The 24,505-nt window shown below is 62.7% G+C and carries 24 protein-coding genes, 6 tRNA genes and 1 riboswitch; of the genes, 21 read left to right on the plus strand and 9 right to left on the minus strand.

What is annotated here, in order from left to right:
- Positions 1-10: 10 nt before the first annotated feature.
- A complete protein-coding gene (locus ACPEE1_RS02705) occupies positions 11-559 on the minus strand; it encodes a GNAT family N-acetyltransferase (protein ID WP_182344008.1) in 549 nt (182 codons plus the stop codon).
- Positions 560-605: 46 nt separating this feature from the next.
- A riboswitch (cobalamin riboswitch) is annotated at positions 606-830 on the plus strand.
- 261 nt (positions 831-1,091) lie between these two features.
- Between ACPEE1_RS02705 and ACPEE1_RS02710 the strand changes: the two genes are divergently transcribed.
- From ACPEE1_RS02710 to ACPEE1_RS02735, 6 genes are all read left to right on the plus strand, one after another.
- On the plus strand, positions 1,092-2,114 hold the full coding sequence (locus tag ACPEE1_RS02710) for an ABC transporter substrate-binding protein (RefSeq protein WP_116926834.1): 1,023 nt from the start codon (positions 1,092-1,094) through the stop codon (positions 2,112-2,114).
- Positions 2,115-2,144: 30 nt separating this feature from the next.
- On the plus strand, positions 2,145-3,209 hold the full coding sequence (locus ACPEE1_RS02715) for a FecCD family ABC transporter permease (RefSeq protein WP_423935119.1): 1,065 nt from the start codon (positions 2,145-2,147) through the stop codon (positions 3,207-3,209).
- Positions 3,206-4,009: an ABC transporter ATP-binding protein gene (locus ACPEE1_RS02720; RefSeq protein ID WP_260718426.1), complete on the plus strand. Its 804-nt coding sequence runs from the start codon at positions 3,206-3,208 to the stop codon at positions 4,007-4,009. The genes ACPEE1_RS02715 and ACPEE1_RS02720 overlap by 4 nt, the downstream gene beginning before the upstream one ends.
- A 48-nt stretch (positions 4,010-4,057) precedes the next feature.
- Positions 4,058-4,471, plus strand: coding sequence for a pseudoazurin (locus tag ACPEE1_RS02725; RefSeq protein WP_260718424.1), 414 nt, complete (start codon positions 4,058-4,060; stop codon positions 4,469-4,471).
- Between the two features lie 32 nt (positions 4,472-4,503).
- The gene (locus ACPEE1_RS02730) at positions 4,504-5,838 is read left to right on the plus strand and encodes an OprD family outer membrane porin (RefSeq protein ID WP_423935122.1); all 1,335 of its coding nucleotides are present in this window, start codon (positions 4,504-4,506) and stop codon (positions 5,836-5,838) included.
- Between the two features lie 150 nt (positions 5,839-5,988).
- Positions 5,989-6,378: a Fur family transcriptional regulator gene (locus ACPEE1_RS02735; protein WP_116926839.1), complete on the plus strand. Its 390-nt coding sequence runs from the start codon at positions 5,989-5,991 to the stop codon at positions 6,376-6,378.
- Between the two features lie 14 nt (positions 6,379-6,392).
- Here ACPEE1_RS02735 and ACPEE1_RS02740 read toward each other — a convergent pair whose 3' ends face one another.
- The 4 genes from ACPEE1_RS02740 to ACPEE1_RS02755 all read right to left on the minus strand — a co-directional run bounded on the left by ACPEE1_RS02740 (position 6,393) and on the right by ACPEE1_RS02755 (position 9,768).
- Positions 6,393-7,583 carry a DUF1624 domain-containing protein gene (locus ACPEE1_RS02740; protein WP_423935124.1) on the minus strand — a complete coding sequence of 397 codons (1,191 nt, stop codon included), beginning with the start codon at positions 7,581-7,583 and terminating at the stop codon, positions 6,393-6,395.
- 121 nt (positions 7,584-7,704) lie between these two features.
- Positions 7,705-8,223 (minus strand): TPM domain-containing protein, encoded by a 519-nt coding sequence (locus tag ACPEE1_RS02745; protein WP_182343998.1) that lies wholly within the window; start codon positions 8,221-8,223, stop codon positions 7,705-7,707.
- Positions 8,223-9,161, minus strand: coding sequence for a TPM domain-containing protein (locus ACPEE1_RS02750; protein WP_182343996.1), 939 nt, complete (start codon positions 9,159-9,161; stop codon positions 8,223-8,225). Before ACPEE1_RS02750 ends, ACPEE1_RS02745 begins: the two co-directional genes overlap by 1 nt.
- 4 nt (positions 9,162-9,165) lie before the next feature.
- A complete protein-coding gene (locus ACPEE1_RS02755) occupies positions 9,166-9,768 on the minus strand; it encodes a LemA family protein (protein ID WP_021027151.1) in 603 nt (200 codons plus the stop codon).
- A 130-nt stretch (positions 9,769-9,898) separates the two neighbouring features.
- On the opposite strand from ACPEE1_RS02755, the gene ACPEE1_RS02760 reads away from it, so the two are divergent.
- Complete coding sequence (locus ACPEE1_RS02760; RefSeq protein ID WP_423935127.1) at positions 9,899-10,468, plus strand: DUF2946 family protein; 570 nt, start codon at positions 9,899-9,901, stop codon at positions 10,466-10,468.
- 29 nt (positions 10,469-10,497) lie between these two features.
- On the opposite strand, the gene ACPEE1_RS02765 is transcribed toward ACPEE1_RS02760, so the two are convergent.
- From ACPEE1_RS02765 to ACPEE1_RS02780, 4 genes are all read right to left on the minus strand, one after another.
- The gene (locus tag ACPEE1_RS02765) at positions 10,498-11,385 is read right to left on the minus strand and encodes a c-type cytochrome (protein ID WP_260718411.1); all 888 of its coding nucleotides are present in this window, start codon (positions 11,383-11,385) and stop codon (positions 10,498-10,500) included.
- 194 nt (positions 11,386-11,579) lie between these two features.
- On the minus strand, positions 11,580-13,019 hold the full coding sequence (locus tag ACPEE1_RS02770) for an efflux transporter outer membrane subunit (protein ID WP_116926845.1): 1,440 nt from the start codon (positions 13,017-13,019) through the stop codon (positions 11,580-11,582).
- A complete protein-coding gene (locus tag ACPEE1_RS02775) occupies positions 13,012-16,230 on the minus strand; it encodes an efflux RND transporter permease subunit (RefSeq protein ID WP_260718408.1) in 3,219 nt (1,072 codons plus the stop codon). The genes ACPEE1_RS02770 and ACPEE1_RS02775 overlap by 8 nt, the downstream gene beginning before the upstream one ends.
- A gap of 15 nt (positions 16,231-16,245) precedes the next feature.
- Positions 16,246-17,574: an efflux RND transporter periplasmic adaptor subunit gene (locus ACPEE1_RS02780; protein ID WP_420093969.1), complete on the minus strand. Its 1,329-nt coding sequence runs from the start codon at positions 17,572-17,574 to the stop codon at positions 16,246-16,248.
- 221 nt (positions 17,575-17,795) lie between these two features.
- On the opposite strand from ACPEE1_RS02780, the gene ACPEE1_RS02785 reads away from it, so the two are divergent.
- The 14 genes from ACPEE1_RS02785 to rplL all read left to right on the plus strand — a co-directional run bounded on the left by ACPEE1_RS02785 (position 17,796) and on the right by rplL (position 24,345).
- Positions 17,796-18,431, plus strand: coding sequence for a TetR family transcriptional regulator (locus tag ACPEE1_RS02785; RefSeq protein WP_116926847.1), 636 nt, complete (start codon positions 17,796-17,798; stop codon positions 18,429-18,431).
- Between the two features lie 114 nt (positions 18,432-18,545).
- Positions 18,546-18,621: transfer RNA gene (locus ACPEE1_RS02790), tRNA-Arg, on the plus strand.
- A 352-nt stretch (positions 18,622-18,973) separates the two neighbouring features.
- Positions 18,974-19,050 (plus strand) — tRNA-Arg (locus tag ACPEE1_RS02795).
- A gap of 153 nt (positions 19,051-19,203) precedes the next feature.
- Positions 19,204-19,289: transfer RNA gene (locus tag ACPEE1_RS02800), tRNA-Tyr, on the plus strand.
- A gap of 53 nt (positions 19,290-19,342) precedes the next feature.
- Positions 19,343-19,416 (plus strand) — tRNA-Gly (locus tag ACPEE1_RS02805).
- Positions 19,417-19,455: 39 nt separating this feature from the next.
- A tRNA-Thr gene (locus tag ACPEE1_RS02810) sits at positions 19,456-19,530 on the plus strand.
- 66 nt (positions 19,531-19,596) lie between these two features.
- On the plus strand, positions 19,597-20,787 hold the full coding sequence (tuf, locus tag ACPEE1_RS02815; protein WP_116926819.1) for an elongation factor Tu: 1,191 nt from the start codon (positions 19,597-19,599) through the stop codon (positions 20,785-20,787).
- 13 nt (positions 20,788-20,800) lie between these two features.
- Positions 20,801-20,876: transfer RNA gene (locus ACPEE1_RS02820), tRNA-Trp, on the plus strand.
- Between the two features lie 88 nt (positions 20,877-20,964).
- On the plus strand, positions 20,965-21,348 hold the full coding sequence (gene secE, locus ACPEE1_RS02825; RefSeq protein ID WP_021025391.1) for a preprotein translocase subunit SecE: 384 nt from the start codon (positions 20,965-20,967) through the stop codon (positions 21,346-21,348).
- Complete coding sequence (gene nusG, locus ACPEE1_RS02830; protein ID WP_021025390.1) at positions 21,348-21,941, plus strand: transcription termination/antitermination protein NusG; 594 nt, start codon at positions 21,348-21,350, stop codon at positions 21,939-21,941. The genes secE and nusG overlap by 1 nt, the downstream gene beginning before the upstream one ends.
- Before the next feature lie 102 nt (positions 21,942-22,043).
- On the plus strand, positions 22,044-22,475 hold the full coding sequence (gene rplK / locus ACPEE1_RS02835) for a 50S ribosomal protein L11 (protein WP_021025389.1): 432 nt from the start codon (positions 22,044-22,046) through the stop codon (positions 22,473-22,475).
- A 1-nt stretch (position 22,476) separates the two neighbouring features.
- Positions 22,477-23,172, plus strand: coding sequence for a 50S ribosomal protein L1 (rplA, locus tag ACPEE1_RS02840; protein ID WP_021025388.1), 696 nt, complete (start codon positions 22,477-22,479; stop codon positions 23,170-23,172).
- Between the two features lie 242 nt (positions 23,173-23,414).
- The gene (gene rplJ / locus ACPEE1_RS02845; RefSeq protein ID WP_021025387.1) at positions 23,415-23,933 is read left to right on the plus strand and encodes a 50S ribosomal protein L10; all 519 of its coding nucleotides are present in this window, start codon (positions 23,415-23,417) and stop codon (positions 23,931-23,933) included.
- A 37-nt stretch (positions 23,934-23,970) separates the two neighbouring features.
- Positions 23,971-24,345: a 50S ribosomal protein L7/L12 gene (gene rplL, locus ACPEE1_RS02850; protein ID WP_021025386.1), complete on the plus strand. Its 375-nt coding sequence runs from the start codon at positions 23,971-23,973 to the stop codon at positions 24,343-24,345.
- The last annotated feature ends 160 nt before the right edge of the window (positions 24,346-24,505 follow it).

Consider the following 24,505-nt stretch of genomic DNA (forward strand, 5'->3'; position numbering starts at 1 on the left):
GGTGGTTTTTTTACGCCCGTACCGGATGCGTCGGAGCAGGCCCCGTCTGCAGCACCTGCTGCATATGGATGGTTTGCCACAGCGGGTCGGCATCCTGGTGCAGGGTGATAAAACCCTGGCGCTGCCAGAAGGTTTGCGCGCCTGGCAAAAAAGGATGCGTGTGCAGGTAGAGCCGCTGCACACCCTGCTGCAGCGCCCGCTGACGCAGCTGCGCGAACAGCACGCCAGCCAGGCCTTGCCGGCGCCAGGCCGGGTCCACATACAGGCGCACCACCTCGGCGGTGCCTGCACTGGGCACGGTCAGATGGGCAAAGCGCCCGTCATAGGCGCGGTAGGCAATGCTGCCGATGACGCGGTCGCCCTGCCAGGCCGCCAGCATGCAGCCGCCGGGCGATGCGTAGACCGAGGCAAAGTCGCGCAGGTCGGCCTGCGGCGTGTTGGTATCGACCCGATCGCCAAACATGGTTTGGCGCGCCGCCTGCAAAAAGGCCGCCACCGGCGCGAGATGTTCAACGCGGCGGATGCCGTATGCGCTGGGTGTAGTGGGTGGGTGGTTCATGGCCATCAAACGGCCTGCAGCTTAGCATGCAGGCCCTGTAAATCGGCTACAGTACAGCCACTTTGGTTTCGCAAGAACATGCGCACGGCAGGGTGCCGGGGCATGAGGGAATCCAGGGAGCGCGAGCCGGCAGCCAGCGCCCCAAACGGAACTGCCCCCGCAACTGTAGGCCACGAGCAGGCCATCCATGCGCCACTGAACTGCGGTTCGGGAAGGCGATGGTCTGCGCAGACCGGCCAGTCAGGAGACCTGCCAAGGTCATGCATTCACAACCCACTGGCAAGCCCCTGGTTTGCACAGAGAAACAGGCATGCCACCGGTTTGCGCGCTGCAAGGCGAACATCGCAAACACCGGTGATGCAAACCCATTCATGGCGGATGTGCGTGTGTTTTGATCATGACCGGCGGGGTGTCCGGGCGGTGAGCAGCGTCTCGTCTGCGCAAGCCTGTCCTGGCTCCACCGGGCAGCGCCCCGCACCGGATCGGCTCGCACGGCCCGCATGCCCAGCCTCTACCTGGAGAGACGATTCCGATGCCTGTTCGCCGTTTTGCGCTGCCTGCCCTGTTGGCTACCTGTGTATTCACCTCGCTGTCCGCCTGGGCTGCCCCTTATCCGATGCAGCTGCACAACTGCGGCTACGCGGTGTCCCTCAAGCAGGCGCCCGCCTCGGTCGTCACCATCGGCCAGGCCGGCACCGAGATGCTGTATGCGCTGGGTCTGGGCGACAAGCTGGTGGGCACCTCGCTGTGGTTCAACGCCGTGCTGCCCCAGTTCAAGGCGATCAATGACAAGGTGCCACGCCTTGCGGACAACGACCCGAGCTTCGAGTCGGTGATCGGCAAGCGCCCGGCACTGGTGGTGTCGCAGTTCGAGTGGATGGTCGGCAAGGACGGCGTCGTGGGCACGCGCGAGCAGTTCCATGACCTGGGCATTGCCACCTATGCGATGCCCTCCGACTGTGAAGGCAAGAACAACCTCAAGGGCGCCGATGGCACCCGCACCGCGGCCTACGATGTGCAGGCGCTCTACAAGAGCATCACGCAACTGGCGCAGCTCTTTGATGTGCAGCCCCAGGGCGAGCGCCTGGTCAAGGACCTGCGCGAGCGCCAGGCCAAAGCGGTCGCCAAGGTCCAGGCGGCGCAGCAGCCGAACCTCTCGGCTGCGCTGTGGTTCTCCAGCGCCGATCTGGCCATCGACCCGTATATGGCTGGTAAGAATGGCGTTGCCGGCTACATGCTGCAGACCTTGGGCCTGCGCAATATCGTCGACTCGTCCGAAGAATGGCCCACCGTGGGCTGGGAGACGATTGCCAAGGCCAACCCCTCGGTCCTGGTGATCGCCCGCATGGACCGCCGCCGCTTCCCTGCGGACGACTACCAAAAGAAGCTGGAGTTTCTGAAGATGGACCCGGTCACCCAGCACATGGATGCGGTCAAGAACAACCGCATCGTCATTGTTGATGCCGATGCGCTGCAAGGCTCGATCCGCCTGGTCGATGGCATGGAGCAGATCAGCGATGCGGTACGCAAGCTCGGCCCAGCGGCCGCGCGTTGATCAGCCGCTGATGCAAGGCTCTGCATAATGGTGGCAACGGCATCAGCGCGCCCATCGGCGCTGCGCAGGCCGCTGCATGGGGCCGCCTGGTGCCTGGGCGCGGCACTGGCGATGCTGCTGAGCGTGGCGCTGGGCATCGCCATTGGCGAGACGGCGCTGTCGCCCAGCCTGGTGCTGCAGGTGCTGGCCAACAAGCTGGCCGGTGCCCACTACGCCATCGATCCCATCAGCCAGGGCATTGTCTGGAACTACCGCCTGCCCCGCGCGCTGGTGGCGGCCAGCTGCGGCGCGGGCCTGGCGGTCTCGGGCGTCATTTTGCAATCGCTGCTGCGCAATGCGCTGGCCGAACCCTATTTGCTCGGCATCTCTGCCGGGGCCTCCACCGGCGCAGTGCTGGTGACCGTCGTGGGCATCGGCGCGGGCGCCATCTCGATGACCGTGGGCGCCTTTTTTGGCGCGCTCTGCGCATTTGCACTGGTCGCCCTGCTGGCCCACGCCGCCGGCAGCGGCGGGCTGCGCAACAGCGGCCAGATTGTGCTGGCCGGCATTGCGGGCTCGCAGCTGTTCAATGCGCTGACCTCGCTCATCATCACCAAGTCGGGCAGTGCCGAGCAGGCCCGGGGCATCATGTTCTGGCTGCTGGGCAGCCTGAGCGGCGTGCGCTGGCCCGATACCGTTCTGACCGCCTGCATCGCGATCCCCGGCCTGGTGCTGTGCCTGCTGCATACGCGCGCGCTCGATGCCTTCACCTTTGGCAGCGAATCGGCGGCCGCGCTGGGCGTGCCGGTGCGCCGTGTGCAACTGGTGCTGCTGCTGGCCGCGGCTCTGATGACGGCCGTCATGGTCTCCATCGTTGGCGCGATCGGCTTTGTTGGCCTGGTGATTCCACATGCCGCGCGCATGCTGGTCGGCGTCAGCCACGGCCGCCTGGTGCCTGCCAGCGCGATGATGGGCGCGGTGTTTCTGATCGCCGCCGATGTGCTCTCGCGCACCCTGATCCGGGGCCAGGTGCTGCCCATTGGCGTCATCACCGCCCTGGTCGGGGCGCCGGTGTTTGCCGTCATCCTGCTCAAAAGCCAGCGGAGGCGCGGATGACGGCGGCACCTCTGGTCACGGCGGATCAACCCGTGTTGCAGGCCTGTGCGCTGGGCCTGCGCCTGCAGGGCCGGCCGGTTGTCGAGCAGCTCAGCCTGCCGGTGCAGCGCCACGAAATGCTGGGGCTGATCGGCCCCAACGGCTCGGGCAAATCCAGCCTGCTGCGCTTGCTCGCCGGTGTGATCCGGCCCAACGAGGGCCAGGTGCTGCTGCAGGGTCAGCCGCTGCACAAGAGGGGGCGCCGCGCCATTGCGCGCGAGCTGGCCCTGGTGGCGCAGATGGCCGAGACGCAGGATGCCATCAGCGTCGAAGACGCGGTGGCGCTGGGGCGCACGCCCTGGCTGTCGGCGCTGCAGCCTTTTGCCGCGCAGGACTGGGAGGCCGTGCAGCAGGCCCTGGATGCCGTGGGCATGGCGGACCGCCGCCACAGCGCCTGGCACAGCCTCTCGGGCGGCGAGCGCCAGCGTGTGCACATCGCACGCGCGCTGGCGCAGCAGCCCGGTGTGCTGCTGCTCGATGAGCCCTGCAACCACCTCGATATCCACCAGCAGCTGTCGCTGATGGCCTTGATCCGCGCCTTGCCCGTCACCAAGGTCGTGGCCCTGCATGACCTGAACCAGGCGCTGGCCTGCGACCGGCTGGCCGTCATGCAGCAAGGCCGGCTCGTTGCGCTGGGCAGGCCCGAGCAGGTGCTCGATGCCGCGCTGCTGGCGCAAGTTTTTCGCGTCGAGGCCAGCGCGCTGGTCGACCCCTGGGACGGCAGCCGCGTGCTGCGTTTTCGCCCGCTTTCTTCTTCCTGACTGTGAGCCGATATGCCCACCCTGAACCACCGAATCTGGCTACCTGTTGTGTTGAGCAGCTTGCTGTGCAGCCAGGCGGGCGCAGAGACTTTTGAAGTCAAGATGCGCAACCGCAGCGCCACCGGCGCAATGACCTATGAGCCCGAGTTTTTGCAGATCAAGCCGGGCGACAAGGTCAAGTTCCTGGCTAGCAGCAGCGGTCACGATGCGGTCAGCATCCCGGGCATGGCGCCCGCCGGTGCCAAGCCCTTCAAGGGCAAGATCAACGAGGAGATCGAGGTCAGCTTTGATGCCGCAGGTTTGTATGGCGTGCAGTGCCTGCCCCATTACGCCATGGGCATGGTGATGCTGGTGCAGGTGGGCGATGCGCCGCTGCCCGGCCTGCAGGTGCCCGCCGAGGTGCCCGAGCGCGCGCAGCAGCGCTTCAAGGACATCGTCAGCCGTGCCTCGGCGCCGCGCTGAACCGCTATCGCAATTTTGGGCAACACAAGACAATGACTTATTTCAAATGGATGGCGCGCAGCAGCGGCCTGGCGGCGCTGGCCCTGGCGGCAGGCCATGTGCAGGCGGGCGCGCAGGACGAGGCTAAGGGCTTCATCGAGGGCGCGAGCCTGGGCATGGTCAACCGCATGGTCTATGAGCAGCTGGACTACCGGCGTGGCGACAGCACGCGCGTGGTGTCCGGCGGCGCGCGCTCGGACAAGGCCGCCGAAGCAGCCTATGGGCTGATGATGAACTTCAGCTCGGGCTACACGCAGGGGGTGGTCGGCCTGGGGCTGGATGCGCATGCCTATGGCGGCATCAACCTGGGCTCGGAGGCCGACAAGGTGCGCAGCAACCCGCGCTATATCGCCAAGGACGGCACGGACCTGCAGGACAGCTTTGGCCGCGCAGGGGCGGCGCTCAAGCTGCGCTGGTCGTCGACCGAGCTGAAGGTGGGTGAGATGCGCACCAAGAACCCGATCTTCCACTCGTCCGACACCCGCCTGCTGCCCGAGACCAACCGGGGCTGGCAGATAAGCAGCAACGATATTGCGCAGCTGACGCTGCAGGCCGGTCGCTTTACCCGCTGGGCCGACCGCAATGCGCGCAAGAATGGCCAGCCCCTGCTGGCCAATTACTCGGGCGTGCAAGGCGATGCCTTCAGCTTTGCCGGCGGCAGCTGGACTACGCCCTGGAGCGGGCTGAGCCTGTCGAGCTATGTGGGCCAATACGAGGATGTCTGGAACACCTGGTATCTGGGCGGCGTCTACAAAAAGGCGCTGGCCGAGAAGAAAAGCCTCTCGCTGAGCCTGAACCTGTACCGCAACAAGGACACCGGCGCGGCCAAGGCTGGCCGGGTGGACAACCTGACCTGGAGCCTGATGGCGACCTATGCGGCCGGCATGCACCAGCTGGGCCTGGGCTACCAGAAGGTCGATGGCGATACGCCGTTCGACTATGTCAACCGGGGCTCCATCTGGCTGGACAACGCGATGCAGCTGTCGGACTTCAATGCGCCGCATGAGGCGTCCTGGCAGCTCAAGTACGAGGCCGATCTGGGCCAGTGGCTGACACCGGGCCTGCGCGCGGGCGTCGCCTATACACGCGGCTCGGGCATTGACTACAGCCGCGCCGGCAGCGTGTACGCCAACTACCTGGGCGCCAGCGGCCGTGGCGGCCGCCACTGGGAGCGCGACATGCTGCTGCGCTACACCGTGCAGCAAGGCCAGGCCAAGGGGCTGGCGCTGCAGCTGCGCTACGGCGTGCACCGGGCCAACCAAACCCAGGGTGAGCTCAATGTGAACCAGGTGCGGCTGCTGGCGGAGATGCCCTTGCAGATTTTCTGAGGCACCAGCGCGGCGACGGAGGGCCACTGAGGGCAATGGCGGGCAGTGGCCTGCCCGCCAGCGCTGCCTGGCTGCAGGCCGCAGCCCAAGCGGCTATGATGGGCGCTCCCCCGATTGCCCATCCGTTCTTCGGAACGCCCCTGTCAGACCATGCAACGTCCTACCCGCCAGCGCGCCGCCATCGCCGATGCCTTTGCATCGCAAGGCCGTCCACTCTCACCCCAAGAGGTGCTGGAGATTGCGGGTGCTGCGCTGCCGGCCTTGGGCATTGCGACCGTCTACCGCAACCTCAAGTTGATGACCGAAGAGGGCCTGCTGCGCGTGGTCACCTTGCCCGGTGGCCTGCCGCTGTATGAGCCGGCCACGCATGACCACCACCACCACTTCCAGTGCAACAGCTGCCGGCGGGTGTTTGATATCCAGGCCTGCCCGGGCGACCTCAAGGGCATGGCACCGCCGGGCTTTCTGGTGGAGGGCCATGAGATCACCTTGTACGGCCAGTGCAAGGATTGCCGCAGCGGCGCGGGCCCTGCGGCTTAAGCTATCACGGCGGCTTACAGGTACTTGAGCCAGGCAATATCGCGCCGGCGGGCCTTGAACGCGGCAAAGGCCTTGACCGGCGGGTAGAGCGCAACGCCCAGGGCGAGGGTGCTGAGCCAGACCATCCACATCGAACCAAAGCCGAACAGCTCGCCCTGGTTGTTGCCCCAGATCGCCTGCGCGCCCAGGTAGAGAAACTTGAGCACATAGAGGTGCAGCACATAAAAGAACATCGGCGCGGCGCCAAACACCGTCAGCGGTGCCAGCCAGCGCATCTGTGGCCGGCGCTCAAAGGCGCGCAGCAGCAGCAGGCCGATGCCCAGGGTCAGCGCCAGAAACAAGAGGGATGGCGGGTACTTGGTGATGTTCAAAAAGCCCATGGCGCTCACGAGGAACGAATCGTCCACCACCCAGGGCTTGTCGCCATAGACGTTGGTGGCACGCAGCAGCACAAAACCCACCAACAGGCCCAGGCCCCAGGTCAAAAGGCGGCGCTGGCGCTGCAGTGCATCGGCACCCTTGGCAAACCAGGGGCCCATCGCATAGCCCAGTGCGATCACGCCGATCCAGGGCAGCAGGGGGTAAGAGGTGCGCAGGCGCAGGGTCTCGCTCACCTCGATCCAGCCCCGGTCATGCAGCACGGCCCACAGCGTGTGCAGCGCATGGTCGGGCGCAAAGTGCAGGTGGTCGAGCAGGTTGTGGCCGGCAACCAGCAGCAGGCCCAGCGGAATGATCAGGCGGCGCGGCAGCCAGACCAGGGCCGACAGCATCAGCATCGACAGGCCAATGGCCCAGATCACCTGCAAGAAGATCTTGGTGGGCGGGAACTGGAAGGTCCAGGCAAAGTTGACCACGGTCACCTCCAGCAGCACCAGAAACAGCCCGCGCTTGAACAGAAAGCCCGAGGCCGCCGCGCGCCCATCTTCGTACTTGCTGCCGTACAAAAAGGCCGACAGGCCCGTGAGCAGCACAAACACCGGCGCGCACAGGTGGGCGAGCAAGCGGCTGAAGAACAGCTCCGGTGCGGTGGCGGAGACATCCATCGGGTCGGGCACCTGGTGGTGCAGGTAGAAGGTCTCGCGCACATGGTCGATCAGCATGAAGAGGATGACCAGGCCGCGCAGGGCGTCAATCGATTGCAGGCGGCTGGCGCCCGGCAGAACGGCAGCAGGGCTGCGGGGGAGGATGGGGGTGTCGGAGGACATGGAGCAGGCAGGCGAGAAGGGCGGGCGAAAGGTGTATCAAATGATATTGATTGCGCATTATCATTTATATCGACTGCCCGGTTGGGCTGGGAGGCAGAAATTCGCCTCCCGTGCGCCGTGCTCAGCCGATCAGCGGCTGGTCATCGAGTTCGTTACCTGCCGCCGAGGGTGCGGCGCCGCGTGGGAACTGCTGCTCCAGATGGTGCGAAACCTGGCCAATGGCCGCCAGCAAGGCCTTTTCGTACTGGCCGCTGCGCAGGTCGTTAGCCAGGCTGTCGACCATCGCCTGCCACTGCGGGCCGCTGACGCAGCGCGAGACGGCCCGGTCGGCGACGATCTCGATCGCATGGTCGGTCAGCAGCAGGTAGATGAGCACGCCATTGTTGTGCTCGGTATCCCAGACGCGCTGCTTGCCAAACTGCATCACCGCGCGCTCGCGCGCGGGCGCATCACGGCGGATATAGCTCCAGGGCAGGGCGCTTTCCACATAGACGCGGATCTGGCCGCTGTGCCTGGCCTCCGATGCCGCGATGGCCTGCGCCAGGCGCTGCCTTGCGTCATCGGGCAAGGCATGGGAGGCATCGCGCTCCAGAAAGCGGTGGCGCAGTTGCCTGCCCCAGCGTTGCAACCAATGGCCCATCACCAGCTCCCCGAGGCGCCACCGCCCCCAAAATTGCCGCCGCCGCCGGAGCTGAATCCGCCGCCTCCACCGCCGCCGCCACCAAATCCACCCCCGCCAAAGCCGCCTCCGCCGCCAAAGCCTCCACCACCGCCGCCGATCGAGCTGCCCCCTCGCATGCTGCCGGCCAGCAAGACCACAAAGAGCGCAGCAACGCCAGCGCCAATGCCCAGCAGCACGCTGGAGGTGAGCCAGGCCGCTACCAGGCCAGCTGCGCCGCCGGTGGCCAGCGAGCCCAGCGCGCGGCCCAGCATGCTGCGCAACACGCTGCCGCCCACCATCACAAAGATAAAGAAGAACAGCAGCAGCTGCGCCGGGTCATCGGGCAAGGCCGACGACGCTTGGTTGCGGGCGGGGGGCGTGCTGCGGGGCGGCGGCAGCGCCTCGCCCTTGATCAGCGCGCTGATCTGGGCCAGGCTGTCGCCAATGCCGGCGGCAAAGTTGCCGGCGCGGAAAGCCGGTGCCATCGTCTGGTCAATGATGCGCGCAGCGCGCAGGTCGGGAATCGCGCCTTCCAAGGTCTTGGCGACCTCGATGCGCATGCGCCGGTCGTCCTTGGCCACCAGCACCAGCAGGCCATCGCCCACCTCCTTGCGGCCAATCTTCCAGGTGCTGGCCACGCGCTGGGCATAGGCGGCAATGTCTTCGGGGCTGGTGCTGGCGACCATCAGCACCACGACCTGCGCGCCGGTGTCGCGCTCCAGCGCCGTCAGCTGCGCTTCGAGCTGGGCCTGGTCCTGCGCGCTCAAGGTGGCGGTCTGGTCGATCACATGGGCGCTGAGTGCGGGCACCGGCTGCACGGCAGCGCGCGCTGGCGCGCTGAGCCAGGGCAGCAGCACGGCCACTGCCAGGGCCAGCACCCAGGCCAGCGGCGGGCGCCAAGCGGGCATCCGGGCCATGCGCTTACTTCCGCTCGGACGAGAAGTCGACGCTAGGCGGCTGGGAAATCTGGGCCTCGTTCTGCACCGTGAAATTGGCCTTGGGCTGGTAGCCAAAGACCTTGGCCGTCAGGTTGGTGGGGAACACGCGGGCCTTGATGTTGTAGGCCTTGACGGTGCCGATATAGCGGTCCCGCGCCACGGCAATGCGGTTTTCTGTACCTTCCAGCGTCACGCGCAGATCGCGGAAAGCCTGGTTCGCCTTGAGCTCGGGGTAGCGCTCCGAGACCACCATCAGGCGCGACAGCGCGCTCGACAGCTCGCCCTGGGCCTGCTGGAACTTGTTGAAAGCCTCGGGGTTGTTCACCAGCTCGGGCGTGGCCTGGATCGAGGTGGCCTTGGCCCGCGCTTCGATCACCTTGGTGAGCGTGTCCTGCTCGAAGTTGGCCTCACCCTTGACGGAGGCCACGATGTTGGGCACCAGATCCGCACGGCGCTGGTACTGGCTCAGCACCTCGCTCCAGGCGGCGGTGGATTCTTCGTCCAGCCGTTGAAAATCGTTATAGCCGCAGCCCGTCAGTGCCAGCGCTGCGGCTGCTACCACCAGAAATCGTTTCCATGCGTTCATGAGGGCTCCTCGCCATGTTCAGAGCCGCCATTGTTACCGATCTGGCAGCGGCCCATTGTCAGCGATTATTGACGGTCTGAGGGGCGCATGACCGGCATGCCGGCGTCAGCGCATGCAGTAGGATCAGCAGATGGACGATATCGTGAAACAAGCCATGGCCAAATGGCCCAACGTGCCCGCCTGCTGGGGCTGGCTGGCGCTGGATGCGCGCGGCAACTGGTGGCTGCGCGATGCGCAGGCCCAGGCCGCCGGTGCTTTTACCAGTGGCCTGCCAGGCGCCAAGGGCTCGCGGGTGGAGCACGACAAGCTCGCGCAGTTCATTGCCCGCAATTACCTAGCCGATGCCCAGGGCTGCTGGTATTTCCAGAATGGCCCGCAGCAGGTGTTTGTGGAGCTGGAGGCTACGCCCTGGGTCTGGCGTGCGCAGTGGCGCGATGAGGCCCTGCATCTGCATGCCCATACCGGCGCTGTGCTGGCGCCTGCGCAGGTGCAGGCCGTGCTGGCCGATGAGCAAGGCGCCGTCTACCTGCACACGGACCAGGGGCTGGGCATTGTGCATACGCAGGATGTGCTGGATGTGTCGCAGGCCCTCGAGCAGGGCCTGCTGCCCGAGCCGACCGAAGTGGCCAGCGTGCTGCTGGAAAAGCGCTATGGCTTTGTGCGCTCGCCCGCTGCGCTGAAGGCGGCGGGCCAGGCTTGATCTTTTAGGTCGCGCGGTGGGCGGCTTGGTTACTGCGCTTGCTCCACCATGTACTGCACCGCCGCATGGATCTCTTCATCCGATGCGCTGGAGCCGCCGCGCGGGGGCATTGCGCCCTTGCCGCTGATGGCAATCTTCACCATGCTGTCGATGCCCTGGGCGATATAGGGTGCCCAGGCGGCCTTGTCACCGAACTTGGGCGCGCCTGCCACACCAGCGGCATGGCAGACAAAGCAGGCCTTGTCATACAGCGCCTTGCCATTGGCGGCGGCGTTGGCTGTGGGAGCAGCGGCTGCGGGCGCTGCGGCTACGGCCGCTGCTGGCTCGGAGGCTGCCGCAGCAGGGGCACTAGTGGCAGCCGGTGCAGCCGCAGCAGCAGTGGCGGGGGTGGCACTGCCCGCCGCATCGGCGCTGGCAGAGGCCGGGCGCTGGGGTTCGTCAAACTTGGCGCCTGCAGCATTGGCCATGTAGACCACGCCGCGCGCGATTTCGGTGTCTTCAAAGTCACCGCCGCCTTGCGGGGCCATGGCGCCCTTGCCGGCCAGGGCCGAGTGCACCAGCGCTTCCAGGCCGGTCTTGATGCGCGGCGCCCAGGCAGCAGCATCTTCAAACTTGGGGGCGCCGGCGGCGCCGGTGGCATGGCAGGTGGCGCACTGCGCCTGGTAGACCTCCTGGCCGGATTTGAGGGGGCGGTTGGCGTCGCGTATTTCGACCGAGCCCACTTTTTGCAGCCGGCTTTCGATGGATCCTGCGTTATCGGCCGCGCCAGGGCCGGATTTGTTGGCCGAGGTCACAAAGGTCACCAGGCCAATGATGGCAAATACCGGGATCACAAAAGCAAAGATCACCGTCCACAAAAATTGCTTGGGTGATTTGACGGGGCCTGTATGTGCTTCTTCTTGCTGGATGTCGCTCATGGCTTCCTCAAATTCTCTGTGGGCTTGTTGTTCATCGTGCAGAGGCCAAAATCATTATATCGACGGGTTTTTTGGCAGGGCCTCCGGGCAAATACCTGCAGGTAAACAACCACAGTTGCACCGCGCGCGCATAAAAAAATGGCTTGCCAGCAGGTCTGGCAAGCCATTGTGGGGCCGCAGTCGCGGGCAGGAACCTATGGTTTGCCAGCAGTCGGGGCCGCCTGTGCGACAGTGTCGGCCGGTGCCGGATCGGTCCAGCCGCCACCCAGTGCCTTGTACAGGCCGACCTGGTTTTGCAGCTGGGTCAGGCGCACTTGCACCACGGCTTGCTGCAAGGTGAACAGCGAGCGCTGCGCATCGAGCAGGTCCAGGTAGCTGGCCACGCCATTCTTGTAGCGCAGGTCCGACAGCTTCAGGCGTGCCGACTCGGCCTCGACCTGGGCTTGCTGCGACTGCAGCTGGTCGGACAGCGTCTGGCGGCTGACGAGGGCATCCGACACTTCGCGGAACGCCGTCTGGATGGCCTTCTCATACTGCGCAGCCGCAATCTGGGTCTGCACCTGCGCCACTTCCAGGTTGGCCTGGTTGCGGCCGGCATTGAAGATCGGCAGGTACAGCGAAGGCGCGATCGTGAAGCCCTTGGACTTGGAGTCGAACAGGTCGGACAGCTCGGAGCTGGCAAAGCCGGCGCTGGCCGTCAGCGAGATCGCCGGGTAGAACAGCGCACGCGCCGCGCCAATGTTGGCATTGGCGGCGATCATGGTCTGCTCGGCCTGGCGCAGGTCGGGGCGGCGCAGCATCAGGTCCGAGGGCAGGCCCGCTGGTACATCGGCCATCACCGGCAGATCGGTCAGGCGCTTGCCCTGCAGGCTGGTCAGCAGCTCGGCCGGTGGCGTCTGGCCCAGCAGCAAGGTCAGGGCGTTGACGTCCAGCGCGCGCTGGCGCAGTTGCTGGGCCAAGGTGGCCTTGGCGTTTTCCGTCAGCGACTGGGCCTGGCGGTAGTCCAGCTCCGAGGCCACACCGGCATCGAGGCGCAGCTTGGACAGCTTGATCGATTCCTCACGCGTCTCCAAGGTGCGGCGCGAGATGTCGATCAGCTCCTCGTCGGCCTGCAGGGTCAGCCAGGCATTGGCAACCGAGGCCACCAGGCTGATCTGGGCCGACTTGCGGCCTTCTTCGGTGGCCAGGTACTGGGCGAGAGCCTGCTCCTTGAGGCTGCTGATGCGGCCAAAGAAGTCAATCTCCCAGCTCTGGATGCCGACACCTACGCTGAAGGCATTCGCATAGCCGCCAGTGATCTGGCTGCGCTGGCGCGAGGCCGCACCCGAGACGCCCACTTCCGGAAAGCGCTGGGCGTCCTGGATCTGGTAGAGCGCACGGGCCTGGGCGATGTTGAGCACCGCCACGCGCAGGTCACGGTTGTTGTCCAGCGCGGTCTGGATCAGCTGCTGCAGGCGCGTATCGGTGAAGAAGTTCTGCCAGGGAATATCGGCAGCGGCCTGCTGCGTCTCTTCCGTGGCCACCGGGTACTGCGCCGCCACCGGGCTGGCGGGCTTGTCCAGTGAGGGAATCAGCGAGCAGCCCGAGGCCAGCAGCGCTGCAGCCAAAACGGTTGGGATCAGTTTCTTATTCATGGTGGGTTCCTTTCCCCACATTGGCAGACAGAACGGCGTCATGTCCGCGGTCAGGCGAATGCGGCGCGGGCGGGCTGCCTTGCGGTCCCTGGTTCTGCTCGCCCTTGCGGCCGAACAGACGGAAGACCTCGACAAAGAACACCGGCACCAGGAACACGGCCAGGAAGGTGCCGATGATCATGCCCCAGAACACGCCGGTGCCGATCTCGTGCTGGCTCACGGCGCTGGCGCCCGAGGCGATGTACAGCGGCACCACACCCAGGATGAACGCGAGCGAGGTCATCAGGATCGGGCGGAAACGCAGGTGACCGGCTTCGAGCGCCGCATCGAGCGCACTCATGCCCTGGTCGTGCAGGTCCTTGGCGAACTCCACAATCAAGATGGCGTTCTTCGCAGACAAGCCGATCACGGTGATCAGCGCCACCTGGAAGTAGATGTCGTTGGGCATGCCACGCAGGTGCATACCGGCAACGGCGCCCAACACACCGAGCGGCACCACCAGCAGCACGGCCAGCGGAATGCTCCAGCTCTCATACAGCGCTGCCAGGCAGAGGAAGACCGCCAGGATCGAGAACGCGTACAGGATCATCGCCGACGAGCCGGCTTTCTTTTCGTCCAGCGACTGGCCGGTCCACTCATAGCCAAAGCCTTGGGGCAGCTCGGCCGAGAGCTTTTCCATCTCTGCCATCGCGTCACCGGTGGTGTAGCCGGGCTTGGCCTGGCCGGTGATGCTCATCGACGGATAGCCGTTGTAGCGCGACATCTGCATCGGGCCGGTGATCCACTTGGCCGTCACCAGAGTTGAGAGCTCGACCAGCTTGCCGTCCGCATTGGGCACGGTCAGCTTCAGCACGTCCTCGGGCTGCATGCGGGTGGCGGCGTCGGCCTGGATGGTCACGCGCTGCATATAGCCCTTGTTCGGGAAGTCGGTCGAGTTGCTCGAGCCCAGTGCTGTCGACAAGGTGGTGGCGATATCGCCCATGCTGACCTTTTGCGCATACACCGCATTGCGGTTGATATCGACCTGCCATTGCGGCGCATCGTCCACACCGTCAAAGCGCATACCCGTCAGAATCGGGCTCTTGCTGGCCTTGGCGATCAGGTCATTGCGGGCCTTGAGCAGCTCGGCGTGACCATGGTTGCCCCGGTCCTGCAGACGGAAGGTAAAGCCATCGCTGTTGCCCAGCTCGGAGATCGACGGCGGCACCAGAGTGTAGATGAAACCATCGCGCAGGCTCATCATCGCGCCCATGGCACGGCCGGCGAACGACGAGGCATCCGAGCCCGGCGCGGTGCGCTCTGACCAGTCCTTGAACACCGTGAAGGCCAGACCCATGTTCTGCGCTTGACCGGCAAAACTGAAGCCCAGAATGCTCACGATGTTGGCCGTCTCAGGTTGCGCCAGGGCAAAGTCTTCGAGCTGCTTCATGGTCTCGCTGGTGCGCTCCTGGGTGGCACCTGGGGGCAGCTGCACCAAGGAGATCACATAGCCCTGGTCTTCCACCGGCAGGAACGCGGTGGGCAGCGCCTTGAAGCCAAACACCACACCGACGATCACCGCTGCATAGACCAGGAAGGCCATGAAAGTGCGCTTGACGACGCCGACCAGGGTCTTCTGGTAGCCCTTGGTGGCCTTGCCGAACATGCGGTTGAACCAGTTGTAGAAGGGGCCCAGCAGGCCGGTCTTCTTGTCATGCGCATGGCCCTTGGGAATGGGCTTGAGCATGGTGGCGCACAGCGCAGGCGTCAGGGTCAGCGCGAAGAAGCCCGAGAAGAAGATCGAGATCGCCATCACCAGCGAGAACTGGCGGTAGATATTGCCGGTCGCGCCCGAGAACATGGCCAGCGGGATGAACACGGTCACCAGAATCACGGTAATACCGACCACGGCGCCCTGGATCTGGCCCATGGCCTTGATCGTCGCCTCCTTGGGCGATAAACCCTCTTCGGACATGATCCGCTCGACGTTCTCGACCACCACGATCGCATCGTCCACGACGATACCGATCACCAGCACCATCGCGAACATCGACAGAATGTTGATGGTCAGCCCCACGCTGTACATCACCGCAAAGGCCCCGAGCAGCGCAATGGGCACGACGATGGTCGGGATCAGGGTGTAGCGGATGTTCTGCAGGAAGATTAGCATCACGATGAACACCAGCACAATGGCTTCGAGCAAGGTGTGCAGCACTTTTTCAATCGAGATCTTGACGAACTTCGAGGTGTCATACGGCGCGGCCCACTTCACGCCGGCTGGCAGGAAGGGTTCGAGCTCGTCCATCTTGCTGTAGACCTCTTTGGCGGTGGCCATCGCGTTTGCGGTCGAGGTCAGCTGCACGGCCAGCGCCACGGCGGGCTTGCCATCCAGGCGCGAGTTGGTGGCATAGCTCTCGGAGCCCAGCTCCACGCGGGCCACGTCCTTGAGGCGCACGGTCGAGCCGTCCGAGTTGGAGCGCAGCACCACCTCGCCGAACTCTTCGGGCGTGGACAGCTGGCCCGGCACGACGATCGTGGCATTCATCATGGTGCCCGGCAGGCTCGGCGTATCGCCCAGCGCGCCGCCCGAGATCTGCTGGTTCTGCGCGGCAATGGCGGCATTGATTTGTGCGATCGACATGCTGTAGCCCTGCAGCTTGGCAGGGTCGACCCAGACGCGCATCGCGCGGCCGGCCGCAAACAACTGGGCCTTGCCCACGCCGTTCAGACGCTGGATTTCCGGCACCACATTGCGGTTGACGTAATCGGAGATTTCGTCACGCGAGGTCTCCCCGGTGTCCGACTGGAAAGTCAGAATCATCAGGAAGTTGCTCATCGACTTGTCGACACGCACCCCCAGCGATTGCACGATGCTGGGCAGGCGTGGCGTGGCGCGGGCCAGCCGGTTTTGCACATCCACCTGGGCCAGGTCGGGGTTGGTGCCGGGCTCGAAGGTCACGGTCAACTCGCCGCTGCCGGTGGCAGAGGCGGACGACGACATGTACATCAGGCCTTCGGCGCCATTGATTTCCCGCTCGATCAGTTGCAGCACCGAGTCAGTCAGGGTTTGCGCGGTTGCGCCAGGGTAGGTCGCCGTCACCGTGATGGTGGGCGGCGCCACACTCGGGAACTGCGCCACCGGCAGTCGGGTAATGGACACGATACCTGCGAGGACCACGAAGATCGCGATCACCCAGGCAAAAATCGGTCTGTGAATAAAGAACTTTGACATTCCGCTGTGTCCTGTTTATTTGCTGGCGGCGGTGTTGCCTGCAGCTTCTGGCGAGGCGGCAGGCTTGTCCGCCGCGGGTGCCTCAGCCTGGGGCGCTGCCCCGGCTGCGGGAGCCGCTGGCGCTGCCGCCTTGTCGCTCGGGTTCTTCCATGGCACCGGCGTGACGTGCGTCGCGCCCATGCCCAGCTTGATGAAGCCATCGACCATGACCTGGTCGCCCGCCTTGAGGCCTTCGCTGACCACCCAATTCGTGCCCTTGGACTGGCTGATCTGCACCGGCCGTGGGCTGACCGAGCCATCGGCAGCGACGACCATCACGGTGTTGCCCTTTTCATTGCGGGTGACGGCCTGCTGGGGCACCAGCACGGCGTTTTCCACTTGGGCTTCCTGGATGTGCACACGCACATACATGCCCGGCAGCAGCAGGTTTTCGGGGTTGGGCAGCTCGGCGCGCACACTCACCTGGCCGGTGGCAGGGTCCACCGTCAGATCGGTGAACAGCAGCTTGCCGGGGTGGGCATAGGGCTTGCCGTCGTCGGTGTAGACGATGACCTTGGCGGCGTTGTCACCGGCCTTGGCCAGCTTGCCGGACTTGAGGGCCTCCCGCATGCGCAGGATGTCGGACGACGACTGCGTCACGTTCACATACAGCGGGTTGATCTGCTGAATCACGGCCAGTTCGGTCACACCGCTTTGGCCCACCAGCGCGCCTTCGGTCACCAAAGAGCGGCCAATGCGGCCGGAGATCGGAGCCGTCACCGAGGCATAGCCCAGGTTGATGTTGGCATTGGTGACTGCAGCTTTGCCGGCCGCGACCTGGGCCTGTGCGGCCTTTTCGTTGGCGACGGCAACGTCGTATTCCTGCTTGCTGATGGCGTTGGCTTCGACCAGGGGCTTGTAGCGGCGGGCGGTGGATGCCGCCTGGGCCAGCGTAGCCTGGGCCTGGGCCAGAGTCGCCTGTGCGCTTTCCAAGTTGGCCCGGTAGGGCGCATTATCGATCTGGAACAGCACCTGGCCGGCCTTGACGTCCGAGCCTTCGGTGAACAGACGCTTTTGCAATATGCCCGCTACGCGCGCGCCGACCTGGGCGACGCGGACGGGCTCCAGGCGACCGGGCAGGTCGGAGACCACGGGAATGCTCTCCAGCTTCACCGTCAGAACGCTGACCTCAGGCGGCTTGGGCGCGCCTCCTTGTGGGGCTGCGTGTTCGTCTTTCTTGTTGCCGCAGGCGGTCAAGACCAGGGCAGCGACCAGCGTCAGGGCCAGCACGCCGGTTTTGCGGCGTGGGCTGGTAGCGGCTGGGCGGTTCCCGGTAGATTGGTTTGCTTCATACATCTGCTGCATGAAAGTCCCTTCGGTAGATGAGAAATGGTAAAGATGGAGAACCCGGAGGTTCCTCTAGGGCTTGTCTCACATCCGGGCGCGGATGATCCTCAATTCCCATGAAATTGCTGCGCGATTATACATACATGCGCAAATGTATAATTGTCGAAATTTGATAAATAACGCATGGCCTTTGGGTTGACAAACAGGGGTCATGTGCTTGCAAGAACGGAATACACGCGATGGCCCGACGTACCAAAGCAGAGGCAGATGAGACCCGCATCAAGCTGCTGGATGCGGCAGAACAGGTGTTCTTTGAGAAAGGCGTTGCGCGCGCCTCACTCAACGAAATCGCCCAGCGGGCAGGTGCGACCCGCGGGGCGGTGTACTGGCACTTCAAAGACAAGGTCGATGTGTTTTCATCGATGCTCGATCGCATTTGCATGCCCTTCGAGGAAATTTGTGATGACAAATACGGTGACCTCGCACCGCTGGACCGCATTCGCCGGTCCATCTATGCGGTGTTCGACAGTATGGATGGGGATGAACGCCGCCGCAAGGTATTTGACACGGCGCTGTTCAAGCTCGAATACGTCGGTGAGCTAGAGAGTGTGCGCGAAGGCCATGTCGAGAGTTTTGCCTGCTCGCAGCGCAAATTTGCCGCGGATCTGGAAGAGGCCGCCAGCCGGGACCGGGTGCAGATGCAGATGACGCCCCAGGAGGCGGCGCTGGGCTTGCACTCCCTGTTTGTGGGGCTGATCCATGGCTGGGTGCTCAATGAGGGCAACTTTCCGCTGCGCAGCATGGGTGAAAAAGCGGTCGAAGCCTATCTGGCAGGCCTGGGCTTTGGCCCCGGCAAGCTGCCTGCGGGTGCCTGAAGGCTGGTGGTGCCGGCAACAGGTGCGATGCCGCGCGACAACTGAACGGCCAGGGCATCCAAGCCATGCCATAATCTGCGGGTTGATCTGCAGCGCCTGGCGTCTGCAGCTTGTGCGGCTGTAGCTCAGTGGATAGAGTATTGGCCTCCGAAGCCAAGGGTCGTGGGTTCGATCCCCGCCAGCCGCACCAACGCCTTCTTTGTGCGCTGCCAGAGCAGCACCAACCCGCCTGTGGAGTCGCAGTGCGGGTTTTTTGTTGCCTGGTGCCTGGTGCCTATTGGGTGCTGCTGGTGTGCGGTTGTTGGGTTGCCCGGCTGCAGATGGGGCTGCATTCTGCGGAGGGAGGCGTTGCGCAGCGGTGGCTACCAGGCCTTTGCGTGTCGCTGGTTGGGCATTGCTATGTGTCTCTGCAGGTATTAAAGAGGAAAGAGGCCCCATGTGCGCCATCGCTGCGACGGATCGCACAGCTTTCGCACGATTTTTTGAAAAAACCTGGCCGATTCGTCTGAGGCACTCAAAAACCGCCTACAATATGCAGCTTAGCGGCTGTAGCTCAGCTGGATAGAGTACTTGGCTACGAACCAAGGGGTCGTGGGTTCGATTCCTGCCAGCCGCACCAGTTAAGAGCCTCGAGATTCAGGTCTCGGGGCTTTTTATATAGAGTGAAGCATTGTTTTCGGGTTTGTTCGGGTTGCGTCCCTTGAAGAAATTTGCGAGAAATCGGAAGTTTCTAAAAACAGCCAAAAATGATGCTACAATCTAGTTCTTCTTCGGAGGGGTGCCCGAGTGGCTAAAGGGGGCAGACTGTAAATCTGTTGGCTTACGCCTACACTGGTTCGAATCCAGTCCCCTCCACCAGAAATGGTTGAAGAAGAAAGCTTTGCAGCAATTGCGCTTCTGGCGCGGTTGATGCGGGAGTAGTTCAATGGTAGAACCCTAGCCTTCCAAGCTAATGACGCGGGTTCGATTCCCGTCTCCCGCTCCAGTCTGCAGTAAAGCGATCCTGTTGCAATTTGAAAAAATTGCCCATGTGGCTCAGTGGTAGAGCACCCCCTTGGTAAGGGGGAGGTCGGCAGTTCGATCCTGCCCATGGGCACCATATTTAAGTGCGCACGGTTCTTGTTGCGCTATATCCCATTAGGTTTAGGTTTTTTCGGAGTCTAGAATGGCAAAAGGAAAATTCGAGCGCACCAAGCCGCACGTGAACGTGGGCACCATTGGTCACGTGGACCACGGCAAGACCACGCTGACGGCTGCTATCGCAACCGTGCTGTCTGCCAAGTTCGGCGGCGAAGCCAAGAAGTACGACGAAATCGACGCTGCTCCTGAAGAAAAGGCACGCGGCATCACCATCAATACCGCACACGTTGAGTACGAAACGGCTAACCGCCACTACGCTCACGTGGACTGCCCAGGTCACGCCGACTATGTGAAGAACATGATCACCGGCGCTGCCCAGATGGACGGCGCTATTCTGGTTTGCTCGGCTGCTGACGGCCCCATGCCCCAGACCCGTGAACACATCCTGCTGGCTCGCCAGGTGGGCGTGCCTTACATCATCGTGTTCCTGAACAAGTGCGACATGGTGGATGACGAAGAGCTGCTGGAGCTGGTGGAAATGGAAGTCCGCGAACTGCTGGACAAGTACGATTTCCCAGGTGACGACACCCCCATCATCCGCGGCTCGGCTAAGCTGGCTCTGGAAGGCGACCAATCCGACAAGGGTGAACCCGCTATCCTGCGTCTGGCTGAAGCGCTGGACACCTACATCCCAACGCCAGAGCGCGCTGTGGACGGTGCTTTCCTGATGCCCGTGGAAGACGTGTTCTCCATCTCCGGTCGTGGTACCGTGGTGACCGGCCGTATCGAGCGCGGTATCATCAAGGTCGGCGAAGAAATCGAAATCGTCGGTATCAAGGACACCGTCAAGACCACCGTGACCGGCGTGGAAATGTTCCGCAAGCTGCTGGACCAAGGTCAAGCTGGTGACAACGTTGGCCTGCTGCTGCGCGGCACCAAGCGTGAAGACGTGGAGCGTGGCCAAGTGCTGTGCAAGCCTAACTCGATCAAGCCACACACCCACTTCACCGCTGAAGTGTATGTGCTGAGCAAGGACGAAGGCGGCCGCCACACCCCCTTCTTCAACAACTACCGTCCTCAGTTCTACTTCCGTACCACGGACGTGACCGGCGCCATCGAGCTGCCAGCTGACAAGGAAATGGTGATGCCTGGCGATAACGTGTCGATCACCGTCAAGCTGATCAACCCCATCGCTATGGAAGAAGGTCTGCGTTTTGCTATTCGCGAAGGCGGCCGTACCGTGGGCGCTGGCGTGGTTGCCAAGATCATTGCGTAAGTATTGATTTCGTAGGGGTATAGCTCAATTGGCAGAGCGTCGGTCTCCAAAACCGAAGGTTGTAGGTTCGATTCCTACTGCCCCTGCCACTGAATAAGTGGTCAACCAAGCCCGCCTGATTACAAGGCGGGCTTCGGCGTCTTGAGTGATGCCTATTTTCATCTCTGAATTGTCGACATGGCTGCTACACAAGTTGAAACTGTTAGTTCTGGTGCGGACAAGCTCAAGCTGTTCGCCGTAGCTGCATTGGTCATAGCTGGTATCGCCGGCTTTTACCTGTTGGCCAAACAAGGTGCGATTGCCCAGTGGGCCGTGCTGATTGTGGCTCTCATTGCGGCTGTCACCGTTTTTCTGGTGTCTGAACCAGGTAAGCAATTTGTTGGTTTTGCCAAGGACTCCTGGCGTGAAGTCAAGAAGGTTGTTTGGCCTTCGCGTAAAGAGACGCTGCAGATGACCGCCTACGTGTTCGCGTTTGTGGTCATCATGTCTTTGTTCTTGTGGATGACTGATAAAACGCTGGAATGGGTCTTGTATGACCTGGTTCTGGGCTGGAGGAAGTAATGTCGAACACGGACGAAACAACCAACACAGGCGCTGAGGCGCCTATGAGTGCTGCTAATCCCGATCTGCGCTGGTACATCGTGCATGCCTACTCGGGCATGGAGAAGGCCGTCGAGCGCAATATCCTGGAGCGCATTCACCGCTCGGACATGCAAAGCAAGTTCGGTCGCATCCTGGTGCCTACCGAGGAAGTGGTGGAAGTGCGCAATGGTCAGAAGAAGACCACCGAGCGCCGCCTGTTCCCCGGTTATGTGTTCGTCGAGATGGTCATGGATGACGACACCTGGCACTTGGTCAAGCACACCAGCAAGGTGACGGGTTTTGTGGGCGGTGCCAAGAACCGTCCGGCACCCATCTCCGAAGCAGAAGTTCAGAAGATCGTTCTGCAGATGGAAGAAGGCTCGGACAAGCCACGCCACAAGATCGAATTCACGGTGGGCGAATTCATCCGCGTCAAGGAAGGTCCGTTCACGGACTTCAACGGATCTGTCGAAGAAGTAAACTACGAAAAGAGTCGACTTCGCGTTTCTGTTATGATCTTTGGCCGTTCAACTCCGGTTGAGCTGGAATTTGCGCAGGTCGAAAAAACCTGATTCATTTTCATGCACTTACGGACTCGGTGCCTAAACAGAGTCTTAACCCCCGGGGAGCCCGCGCTATGCAGTGCGGGCGTTTTTACCCGTAAGGAGCTATAAATGGCAAAGAAAATTGTCGGCTTCATCAAGCTGCAAGTGCCAGCTGGTAAAGCCAATCCATCGCCACCCATTGGTCCAGCGCTGGGTCAACGTGGTCTCAACATCATGGAATTCTGCAAGGCGTTCAACGCCCAGACCCAAGGTGTCGAGCCAGGTCTGCCACTGCCTGTGGTGATCACCGCTTTTGCGGACAAGAGCTTCACGTTCGTCATCAAGACCCCACCCGCAACGGTGCTGATCAAGAAGGCGATCAAGCTGGACAAGGGCTCTTCGAACCCTCTGGCCACGAAGGTCGGCAAGATCACCCGCGCTCAGCTGGAAGAGATCGCCAAGACCAAGCTGAAGGACATGAACGCTGCTGACGTTGACGCCGCTGTGCGCACGCTGGCTGGTTCCGCCCGTTCGATGGGCGTTACGGTGGAGGGCCTCTAAGATGGCAAAGTTGACCAAGAAGCAAAAGGCCCTGCAAGGCAAGGTGGACACCACCAAGCTGTACGCATTCGCTGATGCAGTTGCAATCGTCAAGGACGCAGCAACGGCCAAGTTCGACGAATCCATCGACGTGGCTATCCAGCTGGGCGTGGACGCCAAGAAGTCGGATCAAGTGGTTCGTGGCGCTGTCGTGCTGCCTAACGGCACCGGCAAGACCACCCGCGTGGCCGTGTTCGCACAAGGCGCCAAGGCTGAAGAAGCCAAGGCCGCTGGTGCCGATATCGTGGGTATGGACGAGCTGGCCGCGATGGTCAAGGCTGGTGACATGCCTTTCGACATCGTGATCGCTGCGCCTGACGCCATGCGTATCGTTGGTACCCTGGGTCAAATCCTGGGCCCACGTGGTCTGATGCCTAACCCCAAGGTGGGCACCGTGACTCCCGACGTCGCTACGGCTGTGAAGAACGCCAAGGCAGGTCAGGTGCAGTTCCGCGTTGACAAGGCTGGTATCGTTCACTCGACCATCGGCCGCCGCTCGTTCGAGAACGACAAGCTGCAAGGCAACCTGGCAGCCCTGATCGACGCTCTGAACAAGGCAAAGCCAGCTACCAGCAAGGGTCTGTACCTGCGCAAGGTGGCGGTGTCGTCGACGATGGGTATCGGCGTGCGCGTCGATGCACAGACCATCGCAGCGTAATTGCTAAAAAAATCGTCAGGCAGGTGCTTGCACCTGTCTGGTGTGGTGGGCTGGCAAGGGGTTTTGAAAAAGACGCCATGCCAGGCCATCCAAGACCGTTGGTGTGATTCGATCACTTAAATCTTTTTGCCAACGCAGATGGCGATCCCGCTGCAGATGGATGAATTTCCAAAACAGTTGGTCGCTGCAACAAGAGCGCGCAGGTGGAGTTCGCTCCTAATGCGCATTTGAAGGAGTAGACCTTGAGTCTGAATCGCAGTGAGAAAGAAGCGGTCATCAATGAAGTGACCAGCCTCGCCGCTAAAGCTCAAACGCTTGTGTTCGCGGAATACCGCGGCATCACGGTCGCTGACATGACGAAGCTGCGTGTGGAAGCACGCAAGCAAGGCGTGACGCTGAGTGTTCTGAAGAACACCCTGGCTCGTCGCGCTGTTGCTGGTAGCAGCTTTGAAGTGGTCGCTGACCAGATGACCGGCCCGCTGATCTACGGTTTCTCTGAAGATGCAATCGCCGCTGCCAAGGTAGTGGCCGATTTCGCGAAGACCAACGACAAGTTGGTGATTCGCGGTGGTGCATTCGAAGGAAAGGCGTTGGACGCTAACAGCGTTAAGCAACTGGCAAGCGTGCCTTCCAAGGAAGTGCTGCTGGCCCAATTGTGTGGCTTGCTCATGTCGCCAATCTCGCGTACGGCCGTTGTGCTGGGCGCACTGGCGGCCAAAAAGGGCGAAGGCGCGGAAGTCGCCGAAGTCGCTGCAGCTTAAGCGCGGCAAAACCAACCGATATATTTAGGAAATCAAAATGGCATTCGATAAAGACGCATTCTTGACCTCCCTGGACAGCATGACTGTTCTGGAACTGAACGACCTGGTCAAGGCAATTGAAGAGAAGTTTGGCGTGAGCGCTGCTGCTATGGCCGCTCCTGCTGCTGGTGGTGGCGGTGCCGCTGCTGCTGCTGAAGAAAAGACCGAGTTCAACCTGGTGCTGCTGGAAGCCGGCGCTAACAAGGTTGGCGTGATCAAGGCCGTGCGTGAAATCACCGGTCTGGGTCTGAAGGAAGCCAAGGACATGGTCGACGGCGCTCCTAAGGTTCTGAAGGAAGCTATGCCTAAGGCTGACGCTGAAGCCGCTGCTAAGAAGCTGGTGGACGCTGGTGCAAAGGCCGAACTCAAGTAATTGAGGGCTTTTTCAAGGCTGGAGTACCCGAAAAGGTGCTCCAGCCTTTGGCGCTTCTGGAATATCGTTCGCTAGAGCACACCAAAAACTGGCCGTTGATGGCTGATTTTTAGTGTTTTCTAACATCCGACACTAGAAAACCCCTTGGTTCGGGTGGTGT

This window comes from Comamonas sp. 23 (assembly GCF_049601575.1).
GTDB classification, from domain to species: domain Bacteria; phylum Pseudomonadota; class Gammaproteobacteria; order Burkholderiales; family Burkholderiaceae_C; genus Comamonas; species Comamonas squillarum.